We start from the raw sequence: 23,067 nt of genomic DNA on the forward strand, positions 1-23,067 counted from the left end.
ATGGTTTGTTTACGGTCTCCTTAAACTGACTCTCCTATACTTGGTTGTATAGAAGAGACAGTGAAAGGGGATCGTTTTTTATGCAGCAAGAAACGTATGGAAGAAAACGTGGAGGTACAATCTTGTGGCTTCTAACCGCAATTGGAGTGATCGTCAGTGTCTTTTACGTCATTTCATTAAAAGGCAGCCCATCTAAAGCTGATTTGCAATTGGATTCTAGCTCAGCGATTTTAATAGATCTCAATACAGGGGAAGTGCTCTACGAAAAAAATGCAAATGAAGCGCTGCCGCCTGCAAGCATGTCGAAGCTGATGACAGAGCTTATCCTATTAGATCTCACAAGTGAAGGTACGCTTGATTGGAAAGAACAAGTGAAAACCAGCGCTTATGCTGCAGAGGTGCCAGGTTCCCAAATAGGCTTTGCGGCAGGGGAGACCTATACGGTTAGAGAGCTTTTTGAAGCGATGGCGATTCATTCCGCGAACGATGCGGCAGTAGCCCTTGCAGAGCATGTTAGCGGCAGTGAGGCTGCATTTGTTCAATTAATGAACAATCGGGCTGCTAAGCTGGACTTGTCCAATCAAACCGTCTTTGCGAATGCAACGGGGCTTAGCCATGAGGATCTGCTTCCGTTCGAAGCTGCTTCTTCGGAAAGGGATACTATGATGTCAGCTAAGGATACAGCAACACTAGCTGCCTATTTACTGAAGAAGTATCCTGAGGTAGTCGATGTTTCCAGCCGCAATAGCGTGAAGCTTGCGAGCACCTCGCAAAGATTGAAGACGACAAACATGATGCTAAGCGGCATGCCGTATGCATTTCCGGGCAATGACGGATTGAAAACAGGTTATACCGTGCAGGCTGGCTATTGCTTTACAGGTACTGCAAAGCAGGATGGCAAACGGCTTGTATCCGTCATTATGGGGGCGAAGACGCCAGAGCAGCGATTCACGGAAACAGGGAAGCTGTTTGAATACGGTTTTCAATTAAGCGGCTTGGAGAGCGTGATGGGGCATGTTCAAAGCAAACTAGGCTTTAAAGTAGGATGAACTAGGTAGAGGTAAATCTGTTTTTCTCGAATGTTGCTGAAAAAAGTCGATTATTCTCATTGAAATAATTGTGTTATTGTCATGTTAAGTCTAGAACGAGCGCGAGTCGCTTTTTCTGGACTTTTTGTTTTTATGTCATAAAAACTAACATTAAATGATTTACGAACCCGTATTTGCTGTTTATAATAAAACTAATACAGATAAAGAGGTGAGTATATGCAATTGACCGAACGTGAAAAAGAAAAGCTGCTCATTACGATCGCTGCAGATTTGGCAAGACGACGAATGAATCGCGGCTTGAAGCTTAATTATCCTGAAAGCATAGCGTTAATCACCTCTGAAATTATGGAAGGCGCTCGTGATGGAATGACCGTTGCACAGCTAATGGCATTTGGAACAAAAATTTTGAATGCAGATCAAGTCATGACTGGCATTCCGCAAATGATTCACGAGGTTCAGGTGGAAGCGACTTTCCCAGACGGAACGAAGCTTGTTACCATTCACGACCCGATAACTTGAAAACGATAAGTAAAACGGCTCTGGGCATCATTTCATTTGATATAGAAAGTGGCATGTGAACGATCAGCTTTATAGGGGAGGAGAGAATGGCCTGTGATACCTGGACAATATCGAACGGCTGACGGTGAAATTGAATTGAATGCAAGGCGAATGACGAAGCAGTTAATTGTAGTAAATACTGGAGACAGACCGGTTCAGGTAGGCTCTCATTTTCATTTTTTTGAAGTGAATCGTGCATTGAGGTTTGATCGCGAGGCAGCTTTCGGGATGCGTCTTCACATCGCAGCAGGGACAGCGGTTCGTTTCGAGCCCGGTGAGGAGAAGCCTATAACCGTCGTTGAGCTGGGTGGTACAAAGCTATCTTATGGACTTAATGGTCTCAGCCAAGGGAAAGCGGAGAACGGCAGGATGCCAGATGTTGTTCGCGAACGGCTTGCGGCTTGGGAGGGCGAAGGTAAATGACTAAGATGGATCGACGCAGCTATGCGGCCATGTTTGGCCCTACAACGGGTGATGCCATTCGGCTGGCAGATACGGAGCTATGGGCACAGATTGAACATGATTACACGGTGTATGGCGACGAATGCAAGTTCGGCGGCGGCAAGGTTATACGCGATGGCATGGGGCAGTCGAGCGGCGCGCTGCGTGATGAGGGTGTGCTGGATACATTGATTACGAATGCCGTTATTATCGATCATTCCGGCATTGTGAAAGCGGATATCGGCTTAAAGGATGGATTTATCGTTGGTATCGGCAAAGCCGGAAATCCAGACATTATGGACGGCGTGCACCCGAATATGATTGTTGGCGCAAGTACCGAGGTTATTGCTGGTGAAGGAAAGATTGTAACAGCAGGAGCCATTGACTCGCATATTCACTTTATTTGTCCGCAGCAAATTGAAACGGCGCTTTCCTCAGGCGTCACGACGATGATCGGCGGCGGAACAGGTCCGGCAACAGGAACCAATGCAACGACGGTTACACCTGGCGCGTGGCATATGCGGCGCATGCTGGAGGCAGCCGAACATTTTCCGATGAATATCGGCTTTACGGGTAAAGGCAATGCTTCGTTCACCGCTCCGCTCATTGAGCAAATTGAAGCGGGAGCCATTGGGCTTAAGCTGCATGAGGACTGGGGAACAACACCAGCAGCAATTAACGCTTGCTTGCAAGCCGCAGATCAGTACGACATTCAAGTTGCTATCCACAGCGATACGCTGAATGAGGCAGGCTTTGTTGAGGATACGCTTGCGGCCATTGGCGGAAGAACGATTCATACGTATCATACCGAGGGCGCGGGCGGCGGTCATGCCCCAGACATCATTATCGCGGCAGGCGAGATGAATGTTTTACCGTCATCCACGAACCCTACTCGTCCTTTTACAATTAATACGATAGAAGAACATTTGGATATGCTGATGGTTTGCCACCATTTGGACAGCAGCATTCCTGAGGACGTTGCATTTGCTGATTCTCGGATTAGGCCGGAGACGATTGCAGCGGAAGATATATTGCATGATATGGGCGTATTCAGCATGATTAGCTCCGATTCACAAGCGATGGGGCGCGTAGGAGAAGTTATTATCCGCACATGGCAAACGGCAGACAAGATGAAAAAGCAGCGAGGACCGCTCCTTCCGGACAATGAACAGCATGATAACTTCCGTATTAAGCGCTACATTGCCAAATATACGATTAATCCTGCGATCACGCATGGTGTCTCTCATCTGGTAGGCTCGCTGGAAGCGGGCAAATTCGCCGATCTTGTCATTTGGAATCCGATGTTTTTTGGCGTCAAGCCGGATCTTGTGCTGAAGGGCGGGAGCATCGCATTTGCGCAGATGGGTGATCCAAACGCTTCAATCCCAACACCGCAGCCTGTGTTCGGTCGGCCAATGTTCGCTTCCTTCGGGAAGCTGGTGTTCAGCAGCTCGATTACTTTTGTATCTCAGGCAGCCTATGACCTCGGGGTTGCGAAGGAGCTCGGACTGCAGAAGCGTATTGAACCTGTAAAAGGCTGCCGCAGCGTAACGAAGAAGGATATGATCCACAATGATGCAACGCCTAAGCTTGAGGTGGACGCGGAAACCTATCATGTTCTGGTAGATGGCGAGCATATGACCTGCGAGCCAGCTGAGGTGCTGCCGATGGCGCAGCGTTATTTCTTATTTTAGCTGCGCGCTGCGGCCATGGAGGACAGGAGGGCGAGCGAAAAATTGAATGATGATATGAAATGGCTGGCTATGCAGCAGCTGCTCGATTCAGCACTGCCGATCGGCGGCTTCTCGCATTCGTTCGGTCTTGAGACCATGGTTCAAGATGGCCGTATGAATCGTTCAGCTCAGCTCTATGATTATGCCTCAGCCATGCTTTTGCAAAGCTGGGCAAGCTCGGATGCGATGGTGATCAAGGCCGTATATAGGGATGCGCCAAAAGGGAATTGGGAGAAGGTGTGGGCGATTGAGCGGATTGTTCATTTGCAAAGGGTCGCATCAGAAACACGCAGCGGCGTAGAGAAAATGGGGCGTCGGCTGCTTCAGCTTGCAGCAGCTATACATCCGCAGCTGGATTGGTCGCCTTTACTGGAAGCAATGAAGGCAGGGAATTGTTTTGCTTCCCATCCTCTCTCGCACGGCTATGCCTGCTGGGTGCTTGGCATATCGGAGGAGAAAGCGATCCAAGGCTATTTGTATACTTGCATCGTAACTTGCGTCAACAGCGCTCTGCGGCTGATGTCGATGGGACAGACGGAGGGTCAATCGTTGCTCGCAAGGCTTATACCGCTAACAGCAGACGCCTTGAAAATCGTGCGTGCGATGGAGCCGGAACAAGCCTATTCTAATATGCCGATGGCGGAGATGGCGATGATGCGCCACGAGAGGTTATATTCGCGATTATTTATGTCTTAATTATAAATTAATGGAGGAATGAAAAATGTGCCAAGGACAAGGACATACGCATCAGGAATGGGAAAGCCCGGCAATAGACAGCTCAAGGCCGATCCGAATCGGTATCGGGGGACCAGTAGGTTCAGGAAAAACAGCGCTTGTAGAACGATTAACGCGTGAGCTTCATACCAAATACAGCCTCGCTGTCATTACGAACGATATTTACACGAAGGAGGATGCTCGTATTTTGTTCAATACGGGTGTGCTGCCGGAAGAACGTATTATCGGTGTTGAAACTGGCGGGTGCCCGCATACAGCCATTCGAGAGGATGCATCGATGAATTTTGAAGCGATCGAGGAGCTGGAGCGGCGCTTTGACCATCTGGATCTTATTTTCATTGAGAGCGGCGGAGATAATCTTGCTGCGGCGTTCAGTCCTGAGCTTGTCGATCGTTTTATTTATATTATCGATGTCGCCCAAGGCGAGAAGATTCCACGCAAAGGCGGACCTGGCATTATGCGCTCGGACCTGCTTGTCATTAACAAAATCGATCTTGCGCCGTATGTAGGAGCGAGTCTCGCAGTTATGGAAGCTGACACAATTAAGATGCGCGGGGAGCGACCTTTCGTTTTCTCTAATTTGTTTGGCGGCGATGGCGTGGATGAGATTGTGAATTGGCTTACACATGAGGTAGCACATGCGCGCGGAACGGAACACTCGCATGTGATTCAGCTTACGAGCATACCTGATGACAAGCGGCACACAGCTTCCTAATGAGGCGTGAGCAAAGCAGTGCAGAGGCTGCAGCCATTCGGCACGAGGATAATGCAGTGGGAGAGGTCAGGACATCCGTACTGCGTGCAACGTTTGCCAGCCGCCTCGGTCAAACGTTAATCGGCAATAAATATCATACTGCTCCGATAAAGATTGCCAAAGCTTTTCCACTGGCTGGTCAGCTGGGCGTAATCGTAATGGATGTTTCACCTGGCCTGCTTAGCGGTGACCGGTATGAGCTGGAATGGACAGCCGAGCAGCATTCTCATGTCATGATTACGAATCAATCGTATACGAAGGTGCATCCTAGTTTACCTAACAGTGACTCTTCGATGCAGCAATTGTTCGAACTAGAGACAGATGCAGTCGTCGAGCATATGCCGGAGCCCATTATGCTATATAAGGAAGCGGCCTTTCGAAACGATACTCAGGTTCGACTGCAAAAAGGGTCCGCTTGGCTGCAAGCCGACGTCCTTTGTCCAGGCCGCACGCTTCGCGGCGAACGCTTCGACTATCGCTCATACAGCAATTCATTAACCGTTCATTATGGTGAAGAGCTTATCTTCTCGCAGCGTCAGCGAGTAGTGCCAGGCAGTCAAGTTATAACTGCGCCTGGCAGCTGGGACGAGATGACGCACTGGGCAACCTTTTATATGTTCAGTGATCGTGTCAACAGAAGCCATCTGGAGCAGCTTCAGGAGAAACTGGACAGCTTCGAAGCTCCCGAGGCTCATAAAGTAATTGGCGGGGCGTCTATGACCTATCGATACGGTGTTGCGGTGTCCGCAGCCTCAACGGCAGCATGGCCGCTGCAGCAATTAATGCAAGAGCTGTGGCAGACTGCGCGAATGGGACTGCTTGGCAAGCCGCCGCTGCGATTTTTGCAAGGATAAATTAAGCAGTTTTATATTTTTTCAGACAAAAAGGTCAACCTGCAACCTTCGGTTGGTCTTTTTGTGCTAAATCAAAAAGGTTTCATATTTATTTCGTGCAGAACGTTAGTTAAACAAAGAAAGGGAAGGTATAATATGAACAACAGGATGGACTAAAGAAAGTAGATAGGTTGGTGATCAATTGGAAGCTTCAGATATGGAGAGACAAGAGTTAATGAGGCGGCTGGACGAATCATTTCGTCAAGTGAGAAGACAAATAAACACCGAATGGCACACCTATAATGTGCATGGCTTAGGCATGACCCATGGGAAAATGTTAATTATTTTAGGGAAATCGGGGCCACAGAAAGCATCAGCTTTGGCTGAGCAGCTGCTTATCACTAGTGGTGGAGTTACTGGAATTGCTGATCGTTTGATAGAGCTCGGGTATGTCAAGCGCGAACGAGGCGAGAAGGATCGGCGTGTCGTGATGCTCGAAATTACAGATGAGGGTATGGAAATCATTCAATTAATTGAGACGATACGCTCAAAGCTTATGCTTAAGCTGTTCGATGGCATGTCGATCGCTGATATGGAGCAAGGTGTGCGGATGTTTGAGCAAATGAGTCATAATATGGAGACGGATGTTACAAATTCGTGACTAATTTCATATTTCATTATTATTGTGGATGAATTTAGTGTAGAATAAACTAGAAATTTGTCGAATCGAAAAAGATTGACAAAATCCGATAAAACAACTAGGATTAAAAGGAATTAATACATTCAATTGTTTAGGGGAGATTACGATGAAAAAGGTTTTTGCTTTGGCGGTATCGTTGTTTCTAATGGTTGCGATTGTTGCAGCTTGCGGATCCAACAAAAATGAACCAGGAAACGCAGCGAATAACGGTGCAGGCGACAAAGCGGACAAGAAAAAAATCGCTCTTGTATTGCCCGAAAAAATTGGCGTTAACAAGTTTTTTGTATTGATGGATGAAGGCTTCAAAAAAGCAGGCTCCGAATTCGGCGCTGAAGTGAAAACAATTGAGTCCACTGACCCAGCGGGTTTTGAACAAAATCTTCGTGCAACTGTAGCAGAAGATTACGACTTGATTATTACAGCAACATTCCAAGCAGAAGATGCACTTAAGAAGGTGGCTGCTGAAAATCCGGACAAGTCTTTTGCAATTATCGATACTGTAGTTGATCTTCCAAACGTTCGCAGCGTTAACTTCCGCGAGCATGAAGCTTCTTACTTGATGGGAGCACTTGCAGGTCTTGCAACTAAAACAAATATTGTGGGTGCAGTCGTTGCAATGGATGCACCACTTCTTAGCAAATATACATCAGGCTTTGAACAAGGCCTGAAGAGCACAAACCCAGATGCACAATTCCTTATCAACTATGTAGGCAGCTTTACAGATCCAGTTAAAGGTAAAGAGCTTGCGCTTCTTCAACAGTCCAAAGGCGCTGACTTTATCGCAGGTATGGCAGCAGTTGGCKACAATGGTGTGTTTGATGCAGCGAAAGAAAAAGGCTTCTTCACTTCAGGTCAAGATACAGACCGTACGGATGAAGATCCAGAGCATATCGTGCTTTCACAATTGAAAGGTACGGATGCAGTTGCTTACGAAACAGTGAAAAGCTTCGTTGAAGGCAGCTTTGCATTCGGCGTTGCAGACTACGGCTTGAAAGAAGACGGCGTAGGCTTGACTTTCGTAACAAGAGACAGCAAATCGACGCTTAGCCCGTTTATCGGCCAAGAAAATGTCGATAAAGTAAAAGCTATCGCAGAAGACATTAAATCTGGTAAAATCGTAGTAGTTAATCCGCTAGCTCAATAGAACAACACGCCGGCTGCTACCCATGCAGCCGGTTTGCTTGTTGCCTAGAAGCTTCCTCTGTAATCGAGGGAGCGGTTTTTTTGTTTATATCGGGATTGAAAGGGGAGAGCTTTTGTATGTTGCTGCAAATGGACAGCATTACGAAGTCATATGGGAGCGTAACCGCAAATAGCAATGTTCAGTTTTCGCTGCAAAAAGGAGAAATTCATGCCTTAGTAGGTGAAAACGGTGCAGGGAAAACGACGTTAATGCGTATTCTGTACGGGATGGAAAGTCCGACTAGCGGTGAAATTCGCATTGACGGAAAGCCGGTTTCGTTCGGGAACCCTGCTGATGCGATTAAGCATAAGATTGGAATGGTTCATCAGCATTTCATGTTATTCCCGACGTTTACGATAGCCGAAAATATCGTCATTGGGCGCGAGCCCTCCAAAGGGGTAGGCTTTGACCGCAAGGCAGCTGCCACAGAGGTGGAAAGAATCGGCAAGCTTTATGGCATGCCGGTAGACCCATGGAAGAAAGTTGCAGATTGCTCGCTCGGCATGCAGCAGCGCGTTGAAATATTGAAGGTGCTCTATCAGGGCGCAGAAGTTATTATTTTGGATGAGCCAACTGGCGTCTTGACGCCGCTCGAAGTGAAAGAGCTGCTCATTGCAATTAAAGGATTAGCGGCGCAGGGCAAAAGCTTTATTCTTATTAGTCATAAGCTGCAAGAAATTATGGAAGTTGCTGACCGTGTTACCGTCCTTCGAGATGGCAAGGTTACGGGAGCAGTCGAAGCGAAAGACACGAATGCGGAACATTTGTCACGGCTTATGGTAGGCCGGGATTTAGTACATATATCACGGAATAAGGTGAGCAGAGGCAAGCCTGTTCTTGAGGTATCGAATGTATCTATTCCAGGTGTCAAAGCGAAGCCGCTGCTTAGCGATATTAGCCTTCATGTTAACGGTGGCGAAATTGTGGGAATCGCGGGTATTTCTGGCAATGGTCAATCCGAGCTATTGCAGACGATATCCGGTTTAATGAAACCCGGAGCCGGCACAATCAAGCTGCTGGGTAAAGATATGACCGGTGCGCCAGTTGGCGATATTCGTGAAAGCGGGCTTGCTCATATTCCTGAGGACCGTTACCAGTGGGGCGTTGCGAAGGATGCGACCGTTACCGAGAATGGCTTGATGGGACATGCTGACAAGCATCAAAAGCTTGGTGTATTGAATGGGACAAGCATTCGTCAGATGGTAGGCGAGTGGGTGACACGCTTTGGGATAAAAACGGGCTCTTTATCTACAAAAGCTCAGTATTTATCCGGCGGAAACCTACAGAAGCTTATCGTTGCACGGGAACTTGCGCAGAAGACGCCGTTTCTTATCGCTGCGGAGCCAACGCGCGGCGTTGATGTCGGCGCTATGGAAATTATACATGGCGAGCTTCTAAAGAAGCGGGATGAAGGCGGAGCAATATTGCTTGTTTCATCAGAGCTGACTGAAATTTTGAAGCTATCTGACCGTGTGTTGGTCATGTATGAAGGTAAGATCGTAGGGGAACTGGATGCTGACAAAGCTACAGAAGAGCAAATTAGTTTGTTAATGGCGGGAGGAAAAGCGGTTGGATAAGCTGGTACAATTCGGACGTTCGCTGTTACAGCCGCTTTTGGCTGTTATCATTGGTTTAGCAGCGGGTGCGATTGCCATTGTGATCGTCGGAGGCTCCGTAATGGAGACATACGCGGAAATGTGGAAGGGCGCCTTCGGCAGCTTTTATTTTTTTACGAATACGCTCAGTAGAGCTACGCCTATTATCCTTATTGGCCTAGGGGTGGCACTGGCATTCCGTGCTGGATTTTTTAATATGGGCTCAGAAGGCCAAATGGTATTAGGCGCTCTAAGCGCAGCGGTAACGGCAATCTATTTGCCAGGGCCAGGTTGGTTTAAGCTCGTAGCTGCTATTATAGCTGGAATTATTTCCGGGGGAATATGGTCGGCTTTCGCAGGCTGGCTCGATGCTAGATTTCGAATGAATCTGCTCATTACCACATTATTGCTCAATTATATTGCAACGTTGTTTGCAGGGTATATTGTATCGTATCCGCTCAAGGATCGTACAGGTTCTGCTGCAATGGCGCAGACGGTTATGCTTGATCAAAGCGTATGGCTGCCGAAGCTGTTTAAAGGAATGAGCCTTCATGGCGGATTTATTATTGCTGTAGTCGGAGCAATATTGCTGTTCTTGTTCATGCGCTATACTGTTAAGGGTTATGAAATTAGAATGCTTGGCGGCAATCCGTTGTTTGCAAGCTATGGCGGCGTGCAGCGTGGAAAAATGATGCTTATCAGCATGTTCGTCAGCGGAGGTTTTGCTGGACTAGCTGGCTCCGTTGAAGTGCTCGGCACGCAGTACCGCTATTTGGATGGCGCTTTGACTTCGCCAGGTTACGCATGGTCGGGCATTATGGCCACATTGCTTGCCGGATCGCATCCGCTCGGAACGGCTGTAGCAGCGATTTTGCTTGCTGCACTGCAGACCGGCGGTATGGGCATGGAGCGGAATACAGATGTTCCGCTGGAGGTATCCAGCATTATTCAAGCGGTGCTCATTTTGTTCGTTTCTGCTAAGTTCACATATTCGTTCATTAAACGCAGGAAGGCGAGGTCATAAGTATGGATTTTTTATTAGATGTCTCGCTGTATGCCTCGACGCTTCGTATGGTTACACCAATTCTGCTTGCGGCACTCGGCGGCGCAATATGCGCGCGTGTTGGTTTGTTTAATGTAGGCCTTGAAGGTTTAGTATTGATCGGTGCATTTTCTGGGATTGTAGGCAACCACTTCACAGGAAATGTGTTCGCAGCCGTATTGTTTGCGGTAGTATGTTCAGTTTTATTTTCAGTACTCTTCGGTTTTATGAGTATTCATCTGAAAGCGAATGTTATCGTTGTTGGTATTGCGCTTAACTTTCTGGCGCTTGGACTGACGACATTCTCACTGCGTGCGATCTTTGATGTGAAAGGCGCATACTACAATAAGGATATGATTGGGCTGCCTAAATGGGATATTCCATTGTTAAAGGATATTCCATGGTTCGGAGAAGTTTTATCCGGGCATTCCCCGCTGGTATACTTGTCCATCATTCTCGTTATTGTGCTGCAGCTGTTTTTGTTCAAAACGGTTACGGGCTTTCGCTTGCTGGCAGCTGGAGAGAATCCAACAGCAGCCAAAAGCTTAGGCATCAAGGTAACTCGCATTCAATATGGAGCAGTGCTGCTCTGCGGCGCTCTGTGCGGGTTAGCAGGCGCGCAGCTGTCGCTCGGCAATGTTACTATGTTTACAGAGGGAATGACTTCCGGTAGAGGTTTCATTGCGCTCGTTGCAACGATGTTAGGCCAATCCAATCCAATCGGTGTTGCGGCATCAAGCTTGCTGTTCGGATTTATGGATGCACTCAGCATCAGGCTGCAGGGCTTCGCGCTGCCAACTCATTTTACGATGATGCTGCCTTATATCGTTACGATTCTCGCTATGTTGTTCTTTAAAGATAAAGGTTATATGCAGGAAGCTCGCAAGTCGAATGAGAGCTCCAGGTAGAGCAGAGATGCTTTATAGCTTGAAATGAATCAGCAAGGAATGGAATTTGGAGGTATACGAGATGCATAAAAAAGCAGAACGTCTCAAAAAAGTGAATAGCATTAAACAGACGGTGCTTGCTCCTGAGATCGCTCATCGGATTCCGCCTGGTCAAACGATGACCGAGCGATTTCCGATTTTGCATGAGGGAGAGGTTCCTTCCTATGACATCAACACCTGGTCGCTGCGAGTATTCGGCGAGGTAGAGGAGGAGCGTACGTTCAGCTTCGAAGAGCTGCTTGCTATGCCTCAAACCCAAACGAAGTGCGACATTCATTGTGTAACGCGCTGGTCGAAGCTGGACACAGAATGGGAAGGCATTAAGTTCAAGGACTTGCTGCCTTTGCTGGGCGTTAAGCCAGATGCCAAATATGTTATGTTTCATGCGGATGAGGACTATGACACGAATGTGCCGCTTGAGGATTTATTGCACGACAATGTGCTGCTTGCGCATCGATTTGACGGTGAGCCGCTGACTGACAAGCATGGCTGGCCGATGCGGATGCTCGTACCTCATTTGTATTTTTGGAAAAGCGCAAAATGGATTAGAGGCATCGAGTTTATGAAAGAGGATCGCGAAGGCTTCTGGGAGCGCAACGGCTTCCACAACTATGCCGATCCATTTAAAGAACAACGCTTCACGAGCGAAGAAAATTCGATGCCGGAAGACGAATGGATAACGAAGGAGTTTGATTAATCAGATGCTGCCTATACTACAAGTTAACCCAGAAGATTTGCCGGATTACGCTATCGTATGCGGTGATCCACGCCGCGCGGAGACGATTTCACAGAAGCTCGACAATGTAAAAGAGCTTGCATTCGCTCGCGAATATCGGACATTTGTTGGTGAATATCAAGGAGTAAGGCTAGCCGTGGTAAGCCACGGCGTAGGTTCGCCAGGAGCAGCGGTATGCTTCGAGGAGCTTATCCGCGGAGGCGTTAAGACACTTATTCGTGTCGGTACAGCAGGATCTTATTCAGCAGATCACCCTGCAGGAAGCCTCATCGTCAGCACAGCGGCCGTTAGAGCGGAAGGGCTTACGCATCAGCTGGTGCCGGCAGGATTCCCGGCTGTTGCAGACAGCGCGGTTACTGAAGCGTTGTATGCGTCTGCGCTTGAGAGCGAAGGCATTGTTAAGAAAGGCATAACGGTAACGCTTGATGTCTTTTTCTCAGGAGTTGTAGATATTCCGCATCGCCAGTACAAACAAGCAGGCGCACTAGCTGTTGAAATGGAAATTGCTGCTTTGTTCGTTATCGCAACAATGCGCGGTGCACGCGCGGGAGCGATTCTCGCACTGGACGGTTACGCAGATTCTGATTTGGCGGGCGAATATGATCCGCATACAGATGTTGTAGCGAAAGCAATCGAGCGTGAGATTGAAACGGCGCTTCTTGCCGTCGTTAAGCTTGCATCCGCGTAACCATACTTGTCTTTAAGTAAGGGGGGCTTCACGTGAGTGGGACGTTGTTTAAGCGAGAATGGCTGAATGGAGATTTTTATCCGCATGTGTTTGCTTATTATTTTAAGCAATGGTCTGATTACGAGATGGCCTTCCACACGCATGATGCAATCGAAATTATGTATGTCATTTCCGGAGCTTGCGGAATAGAGCTGGAGGCAGAGGCAACGAGTCAAGCATGTGAAATGACGCTCAAAAAGGGTGATTTCATTATTCTTGATGCGAATGTTCCGCACCGACTTACCGTGGACGAGCGCGGGCCCTGCCGGATGCTAAATGTTGAATTTGATTTTAGGGAACGCCCATCGGCGTTTCCCTCTATACGGCAGCTAGCGTTGGAGGACGAATTTGTGGACAGACTGATCACAGAGCCGTCCTCTTATTTGTTTTTGCGTGATCCGAATGAAGTGTATCAGGTGCTAAAGAGCCTAGTGCTTGAGCTGGACAGCCGAGGCAGGAGCGTCAATATGAAGGCAGAGCTGTTGTTTGCTCAACTGATCTTGGCGATAGCGCGGCTTCATAAGGAAGCTGGCGTAAAAGGGGCTAATCCGATTGAAGCTTATGTGAAGCAATCGATTGAATATATGCATCATAACTATGATAGAGATATTCAAGTAAAGGATATTGCTGCAGCTGTAAGCTTGCATCCAGGTTATTTGCACCGCGTATTTCGCGCGCAGATAGGCCAAACGCTAACAGGTTATTTAACGGAGCTGCGAATGGAGAAAGCAAAAATGCTGCTCCGTGAGACGGATATTGCAATAGCGGATATTTGTGATTATGTTGGTGTGGGGAGCAGGCAATACTTTCATGCGATGTTCAAAAAATATACTAAGCAGACGCCAATTGCTTACCGTCACTCGGTCGATACGCAAACATTGGACTTCCGCTGGCAGCGCAATGATTAATCCAAAGTGACGATTTCTGACACTATGAATGGCAGTTGGTCACAATATTGATAACGCTTCCGTTTTATCGTTGCTAAAATGTAGAGGAGATTAAACAAACTCTATTTAGACGATAATCGGAGGCTGATTGGCATGTCTACTTTTAAAATTGCATTTATAGGCGCAGGCTCGATTGGATTCACGCGTGGACTGCTGCGGGATTTGCTCGCCGTACAGGAGTTTCAAAACATTGAAGTCGCATTTACAGATATTAATGCACATAACCTGGAGATGGTGACTGCGCTTTGTCAGCGTGATATTCATGAGAACGGCCTGTCGATCTCCATTCAATCAACAACAGATCGGCGCGAAGCCTTGAAGGAAGCGAAATACGTCATTTGCACTATTCGTGTCGGTGGACTTGAGGCTTTCGCAACCGATGTTGATATTCCGCTCAAATACGGCGTTGACCAATGCGTTGGCGATACGCTCTGTGCTGGCGGCATTATGTATGGACAGCGGGGCATCGCTGAGATGATGAACATTTGCCGAGATATCCGCGAGGTTGCTGCAAAGGATGTGCTTCTGCTCAACTATGCTAACCCGATGGCGATGATGACTTGGGCATGCAACAAGTATGGCGGTGTCCGGACGATTGGTCTATGCCATGGTGTGCAAGGCGGACACTGGCAAATAGCCGAAGCTTTTGGACTGAAGCAAGAGGAAGTAGACATTATTTGCGCAGGTATCAACCATCAAACCTGGTACATCCAAATTAAGCATAACGGTGAGGATCTAACCGGCAAGCTGCTCGAAGCATTTGAGAAACATCCAGATTTCAGCCGTACGGAGAAGGTACGCATTGATATGCTGCGCCGCTTCGGGTATTACAGTACAGAGTCTAACGGACATTTGAGCGAGTACGTCCCTTGGTATCGGAAGCGGCCTGAAGAAATTAACGATTGGATTGATTTGAGCTCATGGATTAACGGAGAAACGGGCGGGTATCTTCGTGTATGCACGGAGGGACGCAATTGGTTCGAGACAGATTTTCCAAACTGGATGAAGGACCCTGCAAATGAATTCAAGTCGGAGCTGCGCAGTCATGAGCACGGTTCATACATCATTGAAGGACTCGAAACAGGACGAATCTACCGAGGTCACTTTAATGTGGAAAACAAAGGGGTCATAGCTAACCTGCCTAACGATGCCATCATTGAAGCGCCAGGTTATGTTGATCGCAACGGCATCTCAATGCCAATCGTGGGGGATCTGCCGCTCGGTGCCGCTGCGGTGTGCAATGTAAGCATCTCTGTGCAGCGTCTTGCTGTAGAGGCAGCCATAAATGGCGACATTAACCTGCTCAGACAGGCTTTTATGATGGACCCGCTAGTTGGCGCGGTTTGCAATCCGAAGGAAATTTGGCAGATGGTCGATGAGATGCTTGTGGCGCAGGAGCAGTGGCTGCCGCAGTATACAGATTCGATCGCGGCAGCCAAGAAACGCCTAGAGGAAGGACCTTTGCTTCCTACGCGTGATTATAAAGGCGCAGCGCGTTTGAAGGTGAAGACGGTTGAGGAAATGCAGCAGGACCGAGATGCCGCTAATAAAAATGCAGGCGAATCGGATAAGGGCAAGGAGCGGGTTTAACGCGGAGCGTATTTCAGCTCCATAGCTTCAAGTCTAGTCCCTGGCGGCGTCCAAGCAGGCGGTCCAAATTTCTTGAGGTAGCCTAGTGTATTGAGGTAGCTCTCTACCGATTGCTCTTCATCCATCTTGCGGAAAATTTCCCAACAAGCGATAACATCATTAAGTGCACGATGACCGCCAATGAGCGGAATGCCATAACGATCGGACATGTCTTTCAGTGTATGCGGATAAACATGCCGCGCGCGGCTAATCGTGAGCGTATCGATGAAGCTGTTCGAAAATGATCTGCCCGCAATGCGAAGCAAGGAATGGTGCAGGAAACCAAGGTCGAAGGCAGCATTATGAGCAATCAAAACGTTATCGCCTATCATTCGGTTCAAAATACGGAATGCGGTGTCCTCGTCCATGCCGTAGGAGGTCATCTCATCCGTGATGCCGGTCAGCTCTGTTATTTTGGCAGACAGCTTGCCATCGTAACGTACGAGAGTACTGAATTCACTCGCTATTTCACCGTTCACGCAGCGAATCGCAGCCATCTCAATTACACGATCCTTCTTCGGATCAAGGCCGCTCGTTTCAAAATCGATTACCGTATAAGAATGATTAGTCATAGTTGGTTCACCACTTTTTTTAGTTATAAGTTGCAATCGTATATGAAATAATTCGACAAAAAAGATAAATAACCTTCATTGTGAACATAAAACGACCCATTACCAGAGCTTAGTAAGCCGGTAATGGGTCGTTTTTGCTTTGATAAATTCGTTTTGCGGACTAGTGGTTATTGCCGGATGCATTGCCTTTTTTGTCGGAAGTTTTTGTCGTTGTATTTTTGGTTGCATGACCTTGCTGCTTCGCCATGATCGGTTCACCCCCTTCTTAATGTAATGGTTGTATTTTGTGATTTGAGGGGTGAGGCTATTCTCGATTAGGTACGATTAGCATGCTTTTGAAGCACATGTAAAAATTAACCAAATTAGATCTGTTTAATCGCTATGTCTACTATTTTCAAGTCGGATCGGCAAGTCTAATCATGCGAACAAAGGATATAAACAATGAATACGGTTACTTGATTGCTCCATATGGAAGAATAACGGCTATTTTGAAGGAGTGAGCGCTTTATTGAGTCGAGGGTATATGATAGCCATGTGATAAACTAAATAGAAAAGAAAGCGCTTTTCAGTTGAGAAGCAACGGGGGATGCTGCAAATGCGGACGGGGTCGAGATTTTGGAGTAAATGGAATGTAATGAAAGGTACGCCGCTTCCGCCAGAGAGCAGACTTAGCAAGGAAGCGATAACGGCTTTAATCATTCATTGCTGCTTTCAGTTTGGCGCATCGATGTCGGGTTTGTTTCTCAATTTATATTTGTGGCGGTTAACGCAGGATTTGACAGTAAACGGAATTTATAACATCATCGTTTTCATCGTAACGCCTCCGGCCTTTGCATTAGGTGGCTGGATTGCGAAGCGGCATGATCGTATGGTCACTTATCGACTGGGTATCGTCATGATTGCCATCTTCTATTTGATGGTCGTCATTGCACAAGAGCATGTGGCTCAGTATTACATATGGTTTGCTATTTTTAATGGGATCGCCGCGGGGCTTTACTGGACTGGTTATTTAGTTATTCAATATGATGTCTCAACGGAAGCGAATCGCATACGTTTTCTTGCAATCAATATGATTTTCTTTAATGCATCCGGACTCGCTGGGCCGGCGCTTGCGGGGTTCATTATTCAGCGAAGCGAGGGGCTGCAGGGTTACATCATTATTTTCACGCTTGCCTTCATTATGTTCCTTATCGCAGCGATCGTCAGCTTCCGCATTCCGATGATCAAATCACATCACAAAGCCTATTATTTAAAATTCATGGGCCTGGTGATGCATAAGAATCGTCGCTGGCTGAAGGCATTGTACAGCTTTTTTGTATTAGGTCTATTTCAGGGAATTATGCTCTTTCTGCCGAATATTATGCTGTATCAGACGGTTGGGCGTGAGGATTGGGTAGGCTATTTGGGTGTTTTCTTCTCTTCGCTTACGGTAGCGACGGGTTATGTGATTTCAAGAAAAGCACAGAAGGAGCAAGTACGCAAATATGTGCTCCTGTCTACAACTGGAGTAGCCATCGGTTCATCGCTGCTGCTCATTCAAGTGGAATTTTGGTCGGTTGCCTTATTTATGATTTTGTTCTCGATATGCAATCCGCTTGCCGTCAATACGCTTACTTCCTATTATTATCGCTTAATCGGGACATTGCCTCTAAAAGGGCAGCTGCGAATAGAATCCGTTGTCATGCGGGAGCTTTTTCTAAATGCGGGAAGGGTGCTTTCCATTTGCTTGCTCATTATACTTGCTAAAGATCTGCAATCTGTATGGATGCCAATTGTGCTGTTTGCCATGGCGGTATTGCAATACATATCGGTATGGCTCATTAAGGAGAAGCAAAACTCGGAGCAAAATTAACAAGACGCAGGTAATATTAATTATCTTGAAAGAGGAGCCTCGACCGTGGTATGACATGGTTGGGGCTTTTTGCCGTGAAGTTCAGGAGCTGTCTGTTAAATCGTAAAAAAGTATTAAGATAATCTTTATGAAATCTTAACGGTTACATTAAGCTCGCTTTAGGCGTCTTCCTTATACTAAGTAGAGTGCAGGGTATCGTACAGGTACCAAGGCAGAAGGAGATGTCACTAAGCTATGACAACAAAAAATCCCGTTATTGATATAAGACAAATATCCAAAATATACGGAAGCAATAAGGCGAATCAGGTTTATGCGCTGAACAATATTTCGTTCACGATGCAAGAAGGAGAGTTCATCGGCATTATGGGAGCTTCCGGTTCGGGCAAAACCACACTGCTCAACGTAATCTCGACGCTGGATAATCCAACAGAGGGTACCATTTCAATTGCTGGAACGGATATTACACGAATGAAAGCCCGTGAGCTTTCGGATTTCCGGGCGCAGCGGCTTGGGTTTATTTTTCAAGATTTTAATCTGCTCGACAATCTGACAGTTTATGAGAATATCGCACTTCCCTTGTCCTTGCAGGACGTCCCTGCTGGCGAAATCCGAATCAAAGTGCGTCAAGTTATGGACAATCTTGGTATTACAGCGCTAGCCGAACAATATCCAGCGATGATCTCAGGAGGGCAGCGGCAGCGAACAGCCGCGGCGCGCGCCATCGTTCATGAGCCTGCATTGCTGCTGGGTGACGAGCCGACAGGCTCGCTTGATTTGAAAAATGCGGTTAGTCTGCTCGAGACGATGAAGCGTCTAAACGAGGAACAGCGAATATCGATTCTCATGGTGACTCATGACGCGTTCAGTGCAAGCTATTGCGGAAGAATTTTATTTATACAGGATGGTCAGCTTGTGAAAGAGCTGTACCGCACGGGCAGCCGTGAATCCTTTTATAAGCAAATTTTGGACGTGCTCGGCGATTATGGCTCGGCAGCTGCAGCTGCTGCATCCGATGAAACTTATGAATCGGAAAGGCAGTGAGGTGAGAACATGCTTATAAAACTAGCTTTATCCGGCATGAAAAGCAAATTCAAAGATTATATCGTGCTGCTTGCTGGACTTGTCATGTCGATAGCCATCTTTTATATGTTCCAGACGATGGCGTGGAACCGCGATTTTACGGAGGCAAATGCAGTTATCAACTCAATTGGGCTCGTCTATATATTAGGCTCGGTACTGCTCTCGGCGATCACTTTTTTCTACATTATTTATGCCAACAGCTTTTTGCTGTCGCTGCGCCAGCGGGAATTTGGTCTCTATCTCGTTCTGGGGGCACGCAAAAGTAAAATACGTACTTTAATGTTTATTGAGACGATTGCGCTCGGCATTATTTCACTAGCGGTTGGGCTTGGGCTCGGGTTTGGCTTATCCACGCTTGTTGGGCATCTCATGGCTAAGCAGCTTCAGACGAGTCTTATCGGTTATCATGCCGTATTTGGACCAGCCATTTTATTTACTATCATCTTCTTTACTTGTTTATTTGGACTGTCTGCGATATGGAATCAGCTGAAGCTTTCTCGCATGAAGGTATTGCATCTTGTCCATGGCAATATGCAAGCAGATCGGCTATGGGGAAGCAGCCCGTGGAAAATTGTACTTAGCATCGTCGGAGCAATTGCTCTCGGGCTCGGTTACTTCTCCCTTACGTTTATGGAGCAGCTGCGGGAGAATGGATTGTATACCGCAACATTCATGACACCGCTCGGAACGTACCTTCTGTTTATGATGCTGCTCCCGCCACTTGTAGTAAGAATGAAAAAGAGGAATCAAACACGTGGAATTCGTGCCTTCACTTTCGGCCAGCTGAGCTTCCGAATAAATGGCTTAACGAAGCTGCTGGCAACGGTAGCGATGCTGATTGCTCTTGGAGCTGGTGCAATTGCTGGAGGTATGGCTTTTGTGAACGATGCGAAAATTAGGGGAGAGAGCTACCGCGTTTATGACGCGATCGTGCATAACCCGAATGCGGAAGAAGCAAAGATACTCGCTTCCATTCCGTTCAAGGAGCAGTTCAAGTATCGCTACAAAATAGAAAACGAAATGGTTTATTATGCGAAAGAGGACCTCGAGAGCCAGCGGCCATTTGTTCATTCGGGGCAGGGCCGCGAGTATTGGGATGAGATAGAACAGATCAAAGGCCCTCTTCCAGCAGGCTCTGCGAGTGATGCAGATAATACGGATACAGAAGAGCTGTCCAGTCAGAAGTGGAGAGGTTTCATCTGGGAGATTTCGCCACCCATAAGTGAGTTCAGGCTTGTTGATGCAGGAGAGTTCGCAAAGCTTGAAGCAAAGGAACAGTTCGTTGTGATCGGAAGGACGGGTGATTTCCTCGCTTATCGGATGTCATGGAAGGCACTAGACCAGCTGGAAACAGAGAAATCCAATGGGGAGTACCTATCATGGAGCAAGTACAAGAACTATGAGAATGCAATAGGTATCGCTAGCGGTACAGTCTTTATGGGCTTTTTCCTTGGCATCGCCTTTCTTGCTATGATGGCGAGCTGCTTAATGTTCAAAATATTATCGGGTGCAGCGAAGGATGTTCAGCGATATGAGATGCTCAGCAAGCTTGGGGTAAGGAGAGAGAGGTTATCGCGTTCAATCTATCACGAGCTGTTCCTCGTATTTTTATTTCCTGGTATCGTTGGGCTCACGCATGTTCTAGTTGGTATGAATCTCTTCTCGTTTATGTTAACTGAGCCATATTATCGCTTATGGATTCCCATTGCGTTGTTCGTGGTTATCTATGCTGCTTACTATCTATTAACCGTTCGATTGTACCAGAACATCGTGCTGTCAAAGCGGGATAAGGCTGTACATTAAAGGTAACCAAAAAAAGGAGCTCTCAGGACGAATGACCTGAGGGCTCTTTATTTGGATAGGACATTACAAATAATTTCCTTTTTAATATTAATTTTATGTATAATAGCGCTTAATACGATTATTGATTATGGGAGGATCACATGAGAGAAATAGATTATAGTCAATATTTTTGGCAGGATGAGGAGATCAGATTACGAGCAATTCAAGATGCTGACTGGGAAGGGCATTACTTCAACCGCTTTGATACGCCAGCTCGGCGCTTACTAGAGTGCACGGTTGAGCTGCCGCCTACGATTGCCGATATGTAGAACAGCAGAAGAGCATAACCATCGATTAAAGGGAGCGGTTTCTTTGAATGAATCAAAGAAGAAAGCGTATGAGAAACTGATCTATCAAGCCTTCCTTGATATAAAAAATAGTGGGGAGTTTAACGAGGAAAACTTTTATAGAAGTTTCCACATTGCGCATGTTTTTCATAACCTTGCAGATTTTATCGTAATGGATTATGACGGATTTGATGAGAACGAATTTTGGAGAAGAGTAGATGTGATCGAGGATCAGTTTAACACTTCTCCATACAAAAAGATTTTTAATGAGAATCTTAAGTGAATGCACGAGATGAAGCCGACTAGGAGGACAATAAAATATGAATATTCGATTGTTCGAGCACAACGACAGGCAGGATGTAATAAATATATTATCGGAGCATCCGCTGCAATTCCCAGATTTCGTTATTGAAAGATATCCGCCTCGGTGGGCGGACTTCGCCAAAGCTCCAGCGGGTAAAAGCCAATATTATGTAGCTTATAGCGATGACAATCAAATTATGGGTCATGCAGGATACCTATTTAATAATGAAGTAGGACTTTATGAAATCGTAGGCGTAGTCGTGAAAAAGGATTTTCAACGAGCGGGCGTTGGCAAAGCTTTGCTTTCTACCATCTGCAATAAAGTAAACGAGCTGAAAGAGAAGGAAATTATTCTTTATACTTTAGGGCATCCGGGTAATGAAGACACGATAACGTTTTATCAACGGATCGGATTTGAAATCAGCCTATATGAAAAGGATTATTTCAGCAGTGGTTATGATAGAGTGACGTTTATTAAACAGTTGGGCTAGTAGATTCGTTGAGTATAAAAGAGTGGGTGATTGCATTCATGACTAACGATGTTGAAGGCTTGATAAGTGTTATGGAAATGGATCGACCAGAAAACCATGGTTTAACATCAAAGTCGTTGCTTGCGTTTTTTACTCAAATCAAGCAATTAAACTTGAAGGTGAACAGCTTTATCCTGATGCAAAACGGCAAGGCTACTTCCAAGTTTTATCGTGATCCTTATCGTTCAGGCACTCCGCAGCTGTTATTCTCACTTAGCAAAAGCTTCACATCTATCGCAATAGGCATTGCTTGTGACGAGCGCCTGTTGGATTTAAGAGACAAGGTTATCTCTTTTTTCCCTGATAAGCTGCCGCATGCGATTTCGGATAACTTGGCTGAAATGACCATTCACCATCTGCTATCGATGAATGCCGGCCATCATGACAATATTTACGGAAGCGTTGCGGAGCAAACGGACTGGGTTAAAGCCTATTTAGCAATGGAAGTAGAGCATAAGCCAGGAACCTATTACCGTTACAGTACACATTCTACCTATATGTTGTCTGCTATCCTTAAGAGAGTAACAGGTCAAAAGCTAACCGAATATTTAATGCCTCGTTTGTTTATGCCTCTAGGCATTTCATCCCCTTCTTGGGAAACCTGTCCGCTTGGCGTCGTTGCTGGTGGAATGGGACTAAGTATTCCTACTGAAGGGATAGCTAAGTTTGGGCAAATGCTGCTAAACAAAGGCATATTTAATGGCCAGCGAATCGTTTCAGAGAAATACATTTCACTCGCCACCAGCATGCAAAGCGATACATCGCGAGACGAAGAGCGCATCGATTTTTCCCAAGGTTATGGGTATCAATTTTTTCTATGTCGTGATGGCTGTTATATGGGAAATGGCGGGTATGGGCAGTTATGTTTTTTGTCGCCCAAACATCAGGTTGTCATTGCGGCAACATCGAGCTTCTCTTCCATGATAGAGCTTCAAACCATGCTAGATTTAGTGTATGAGCATATCCTCATGCAAATAGACACGGATATCCTC

At 46.7% G+C, this 23,067-nt stretch carries 24 protein-coding genes; 23 read left to right on the forward strand and 1 reads right to left on the reverse strand.

What is annotated here, in order from left to right; all coding sequences use genetic code 11:
• Nucleotides 1-80: 80 nt before the first annotated feature.
• The 16 genes from AB4Z17_RS03795 (at nt 81) to AB4Z17_RS03870 (ending at nt 15,570) form a co-directional block, all read left to right on the forward strand.
• Nucleotides 81-1,049, forward strand: a complete 969-nt coding sequence (locus AB4Z17_RS03795) for a D-alanyl-D-alanine carboxypeptidase family protein (RefSeq protein WP_441958227.1) — start codon at nt 81-83, stop codon at nt 1,047-1,049.
• 216 nt (nt 1,050-1,265) lie between these two features.
• Nucleotides 1,266-1,568: an urease subunit gamma gene (locus AB4Z17_RS03800; protein ID WP_441875885.1), complete on the forward strand. Its 303-nt coding sequence runs from the start codon at nt 1,266-1,268 to the stop codon at nt 1,566-1,568.
• Nucleotides 1,569-1,661: 93 nt separating this feature from the next.
• The gene (locus AB4Z17_RS03805) at nt 1,662-2,030 is read left to right on the forward strand and encodes an urease subunit beta (protein ID WP_441912560.1); all 369 of its coding nucleotides are present in this window, start codon (nt 1,662-1,664) and stop codon (nt 2,028-2,030) included.
• Nucleotides 2,027-3,742 carry an urease subunit alpha gene (ureC, locus tag AB4Z17_RS03810; RefSeq protein ID WP_441912559.1) on the forward strand — a complete coding sequence of 572 codons (1,716 nt, stop codon included), beginning with the start codon at nt 2,027-2,029 and terminating at the stop codon, nt 3,740-3,742. Before AB4Z17_RS03805 ends, ureC begins: the two co-directional genes overlap by 4 nt.
• Before the next feature lie 42 nt (nt 3,743-3,784).
• Nucleotides 3,785-4,477 (forward strand): urease accessory protein UreF, encoded by a 693-nt coding sequence (locus AB4Z17_RS03815; protein WP_441912558.1) that lies wholly within the window; start codon nt 3,785-3,787, stop codon nt 4,475-4,477.
• 25 nt (nt 4,478-4,502) lie between these two features.
• A complete protein-coding gene (ureG, locus tag AB4Z17_RS03820) occupies nt 4,503-5,231 on the forward strand; it encodes an urease accessory protein UreG (RefSeq protein ID WP_441912557.1) in 729 nt (242 codons plus the stop codon).
• Nucleotides 5,231-6,124, forward strand: coding sequence for an urease accessory protein UreD (locus AB4Z17_RS03825; RefSeq protein WP_441958229.1), 894 nt, complete (start codon nt 5,231-5,233; stop codon nt 6,122-6,124). Before ureG ends, AB4Z17_RS03825 begins: the two co-directional genes overlap by 1 nt.
• 196 nt (nt 6,125-6,320) lie before the next feature.
• A complete protein-coding gene (locus AB4Z17_RS03830) occupies nt 6,321-6,764 on the forward strand; it encodes a MarR family winged helix-turn-helix transcriptional regulator (RefSeq protein ID WP_441912555.1) in 444 nt (147 codons plus the stop codon).
• 145 nt (nt 6,765-6,909) lie between these two features.
• Nucleotides 6,910-7,947: a BMP family lipoprotein gene (locus AB4Z17_RS03835; RefSeq protein ID WP_441958231.1), complete on the forward strand. Its 1,038-nt coding sequence runs from the start codon at nt 6,910-6,912 to the stop codon at nt 7,945-7,947.
• A gap of 116 nt (nt 7,948-8,063) precedes the next feature.
• Nucleotides 8,064-9,563, forward strand: coding sequence for an ABC transporter ATP-binding protein (locus AB4Z17_RS03840; RefSeq protein ID WP_441958232.1), 1,500 nt, complete (start codon nt 8,064-8,066; stop codon nt 9,561-9,563).
• Nucleotides 9,556-10,605, forward strand: a complete 1,050-nt coding sequence (locus tag AB4Z17_RS03845; protein WP_076270798.1) for an ABC transporter permease — start codon at nt 9,556-9,558, stop codon at nt 10,603-10,605. The genes AB4Z17_RS03840 and AB4Z17_RS03845 overlap by 8 nt, the downstream gene beginning before the upstream one ends.
• 2 nt (nt 10,606-10,607) lie before the next feature.
• Nucleotides 10,608-11,531, forward strand: a complete 924-nt coding sequence (locus AB4Z17_RS03850) for an ABC transporter permease (RefSeq protein WP_441912552.1) — start codon at nt 10,608-10,610, stop codon at nt 11,529-11,531.
• Nucleotides 11,532-11,592: 61 nt separating this feature from the next.
• Nucleotides 11,593-12,267 carry a sulfite oxidase-like oxidoreductase gene (locus AB4Z17_RS03855; RefSeq protein ID WP_441912551.1) on the forward strand — a complete coding sequence of 225 codons (675 nt, stop codon included), beginning with the start codon at nt 11,593-11,595 and terminating at the stop codon, nt 12,265-12,267.
• Nucleotides 12,268-12,271: 4 nt separating this feature from the next.
• Nucleotides 12,272-12,994, forward strand: a complete 723-nt coding sequence (locus AB4Z17_RS03860) for a nucleoside phosphorylase (protein ID WP_441912550.1) — start codon at nt 12,272-12,274, stop codon at nt 12,992-12,994.
• Between the two features lie 32 nt (nt 12,995-13,026).
• Nucleotides 13,027-13,941, forward strand: coding sequence for an AraC family transcriptional regulator (locus tag AB4Z17_RS03865; RefSeq protein ID WP_441958233.1), 915 nt, complete (start codon nt 13,027-13,029; stop codon nt 13,939-13,941).
• 132 nt (nt 13,942-14,073) lie between these two features.
• On the forward strand, nt 14,074-15,570 hold the full coding sequence (locus AB4Z17_RS03870; RefSeq protein WP_441912548.1) for an alpha-glucosidase/alpha-galactosidase: 1,497 nt from the start codon (nt 14,074-14,076) through the stop codon (nt 15,568-15,570).
• On the opposite strand, the gene AB4Z17_RS03875 is transcribed toward AB4Z17_RS03870, so the two are convergent.
• A complete protein-coding gene (locus AB4Z17_RS03875) occupies nt 15,567-16,181 on the reverse strand; it encodes a 3'-5' exonuclease (RefSeq protein ID WP_076270792.1) in 615 nt (204 codons plus the stop codon). The two genes, AB4Z17_RS03870 and AB4Z17_RS03875, sit on opposite strands and share 4 nt — an antisense overlap.
• A 595-nt stretch (nt 16,182-16,776) precedes the next feature.
• Here AB4Z17_RS03875 and AB4Z17_RS03880 point away from each other — a divergent pair.
• The 7 genes from AB4Z17_RS03880 to AB4Z17_RS03910 form a co-directional block, all read left to right on the forward strand.
• Nucleotides 16,777-18,033, forward strand: coding sequence for an MFS transporter (locus AB4Z17_RS03880; protein WP_441912547.1), 1,257 nt, complete (start codon nt 16,777-16,779; stop codon nt 18,031-18,033).
• A gap of 234 nt (nt 18,034-18,267) precedes the next feature.
• Nucleotides 18,268-19,074 (forward strand): ABC transporter ATP-binding protein, encoded by an 807-nt coding sequence (locus AB4Z17_RS03885; RefSeq protein WP_076270790.1) that lies wholly within the window; start codon nt 18,268-18,270, stop codon nt 19,072-19,074.
• A 9-nt stretch (nt 19,075-19,083) separates the two neighbouring features.
• Nucleotides 19,084-20,916: an FtsX-like permease family protein gene (locus AB4Z17_RS03890; protein ID WP_441958234.1), complete on the forward strand. Its 1,833-nt coding sequence runs from the start codon at nt 19,084-19,086 to the stop codon at nt 20,914-20,916.
• A 140-nt stretch (nt 20,917-21,056) separates the two neighbouring features.
• Entirely contained in the window at nt 21,057-21,224 is a 168-nt protein-coding gene (locus tag AB4Z17_RS03895; RefSeq protein WP_441958236.1) for a hypothetical protein, read from the forward strand.
• 43 nt (nt 21,225-21,267) lie between these two features.
• Nucleotides 21,268-21,525, forward strand: a complete 258-nt coding sequence (locus tag AB4Z17_RS03900) for a hypothetical protein (protein WP_441958238.1) — start codon at nt 21,268-21,270, stop codon at nt 21,523-21,525.
• Between the two features lie 37 nt (nt 21,526-21,562).
• Nucleotides 21,563-22,036, forward strand: coding sequence for a GNAT family N-acetyltransferase (locus AB4Z17_RS03905; protein WP_441958240.1), 474 nt, complete (start codon nt 21,563-21,565; stop codon nt 22,034-22,036).
• Between the two features lie 38 nt (nt 22,037-22,074).
• On the forward strand, nt 22,075-23,067 hold a 993-nt coding region (locus AB4Z17_RS03910; RefSeq protein ID WP_441958242.1), incomplete at its 3' end, for a serine hydrolase domain-containing protein.

Source organism: Paenibacillus sp. TAF43_2, assembly GCF_052113545.1.
Taxonomy (GTDB): Bacteria; Bacillota; Bacilli; order Paenibacillales; family Paenibacillaceae; genus Pristimantibacillus.

Bases quoted from the DNA above. Each gene is read 5' to 3' on its own strand.
- AB4Z17_RS03870 (WP_441912548.1), top strand. From the start codon at position 14,074: ATGTCTACTTTTAAAATTGCATTTATAGGCGCAGGCTCGATTGGATTC.
- ureC (WP_441912559.1), top strand. From the start codon at position 2,027: ATGACTAAGATGGATCGACGCAGCTATGCGGCCATGTTTGGCCCTACA.
- AB4Z17_RS03830 (WP_441912555.1), top strand. From the start codon at position 6,321: ATGGAGAGACAAGAGTTAATGAGGCGGCTGGACGAATCATTTCGTCAA.
- AB4Z17_RS03895 (WP_441958236.1), top strand. From the start codon at position 21,057: ATGAGAGAAATAGATTATAGTCAATATTTTTGGCAGGATGAGGAGATC.
- AB4Z17_RS03885 (WP_076270790.1), top strand. From the start codon at position 18,268: ATGACAACAAAAAATCCCGTTATTGATATAAGACAAATATCCAAAATA.
- AB4Z17_RS03825 (WP_441958229.1), top strand. From the start codon at position 5,231: ATGAGGCGTGAGCAAAGCAGTGCAGAGGCTGCAGCCATTCGGCACGAG.
- AB4Z17_RS03840 (WP_441958232.1), top strand. From the start codon at position 8,064: ATGTTGCTGCAAATGGACAGCATTACGAAGTCATATGGGAGCGTAACC.
- AB4Z17_RS03795 (WP_441958227.1), top strand. From the start codon at position 81: ATGCAGCAAGAAACGTATGGAAGAAAACGTGGAGGTACAATCTTGTGG.
- AB4Z17_RS03860 (WP_441912550.1), top strand. From the start codon at position 12,272: ATGCTGCCTATACTACAAGTTAACCCAGAAGATTTGCCGGATTACGCT.
- AB4Z17_RS03850 (WP_441912552.1), top strand. From the start codon at position 10,608: ATGGATTTTTTATTAGATGTCTCGCTGTATGCCTCGACGCTTCGTATG.
- AB4Z17_RS03855 (WP_441912551.1), top strand. From the start codon at position 11,593: ATGCATAAAAAAGCAGAACGTCTCAAAAAAGTGAATAGCATTAAACAG.
- AB4Z17_RS03890 (WP_441958234.1), top strand. From the start codon at position 19,084: ATGCTTATAAAACTAGCTTTATCCGGCATGAAAAGCAAATTCAAAGAT.
- ureG (WP_441912557.1), top strand. From the start codon at position 4,503: ATGTGCCAAGGACAAGGACATACGCATCAGGAATGGGAAAGCCCGGCA.
- AB4Z17_RS03875 (WP_076270792.1), bottom strand. From the start codon at position 16,181: ATGACTAATCATTCTTATACGGTAATCGATTTTGAAACGAGCGGCCTT.
- AB4Z17_RS03800 (WP_441875885.1), top strand. From the start codon at position 1,266: ATGCAATTGACCGAACGTGAAAAAGAAAAGCTGCTCATTACGATCGCT.
- AB4Z17_RS03880 (WP_441912547.1), top strand. From the start codon at position 16,777: ATGCGGACGGGGTCGAGATTTTGGAGTAAATGGAATGTAATGAAAGGT.
- AB4Z17_RS03905 (WP_441958240.1), top strand. From the start codon at position 21,563: ATGAATATTCGATTGTTCGAGCACAACGACAGGCAGGATGTAATAAAT.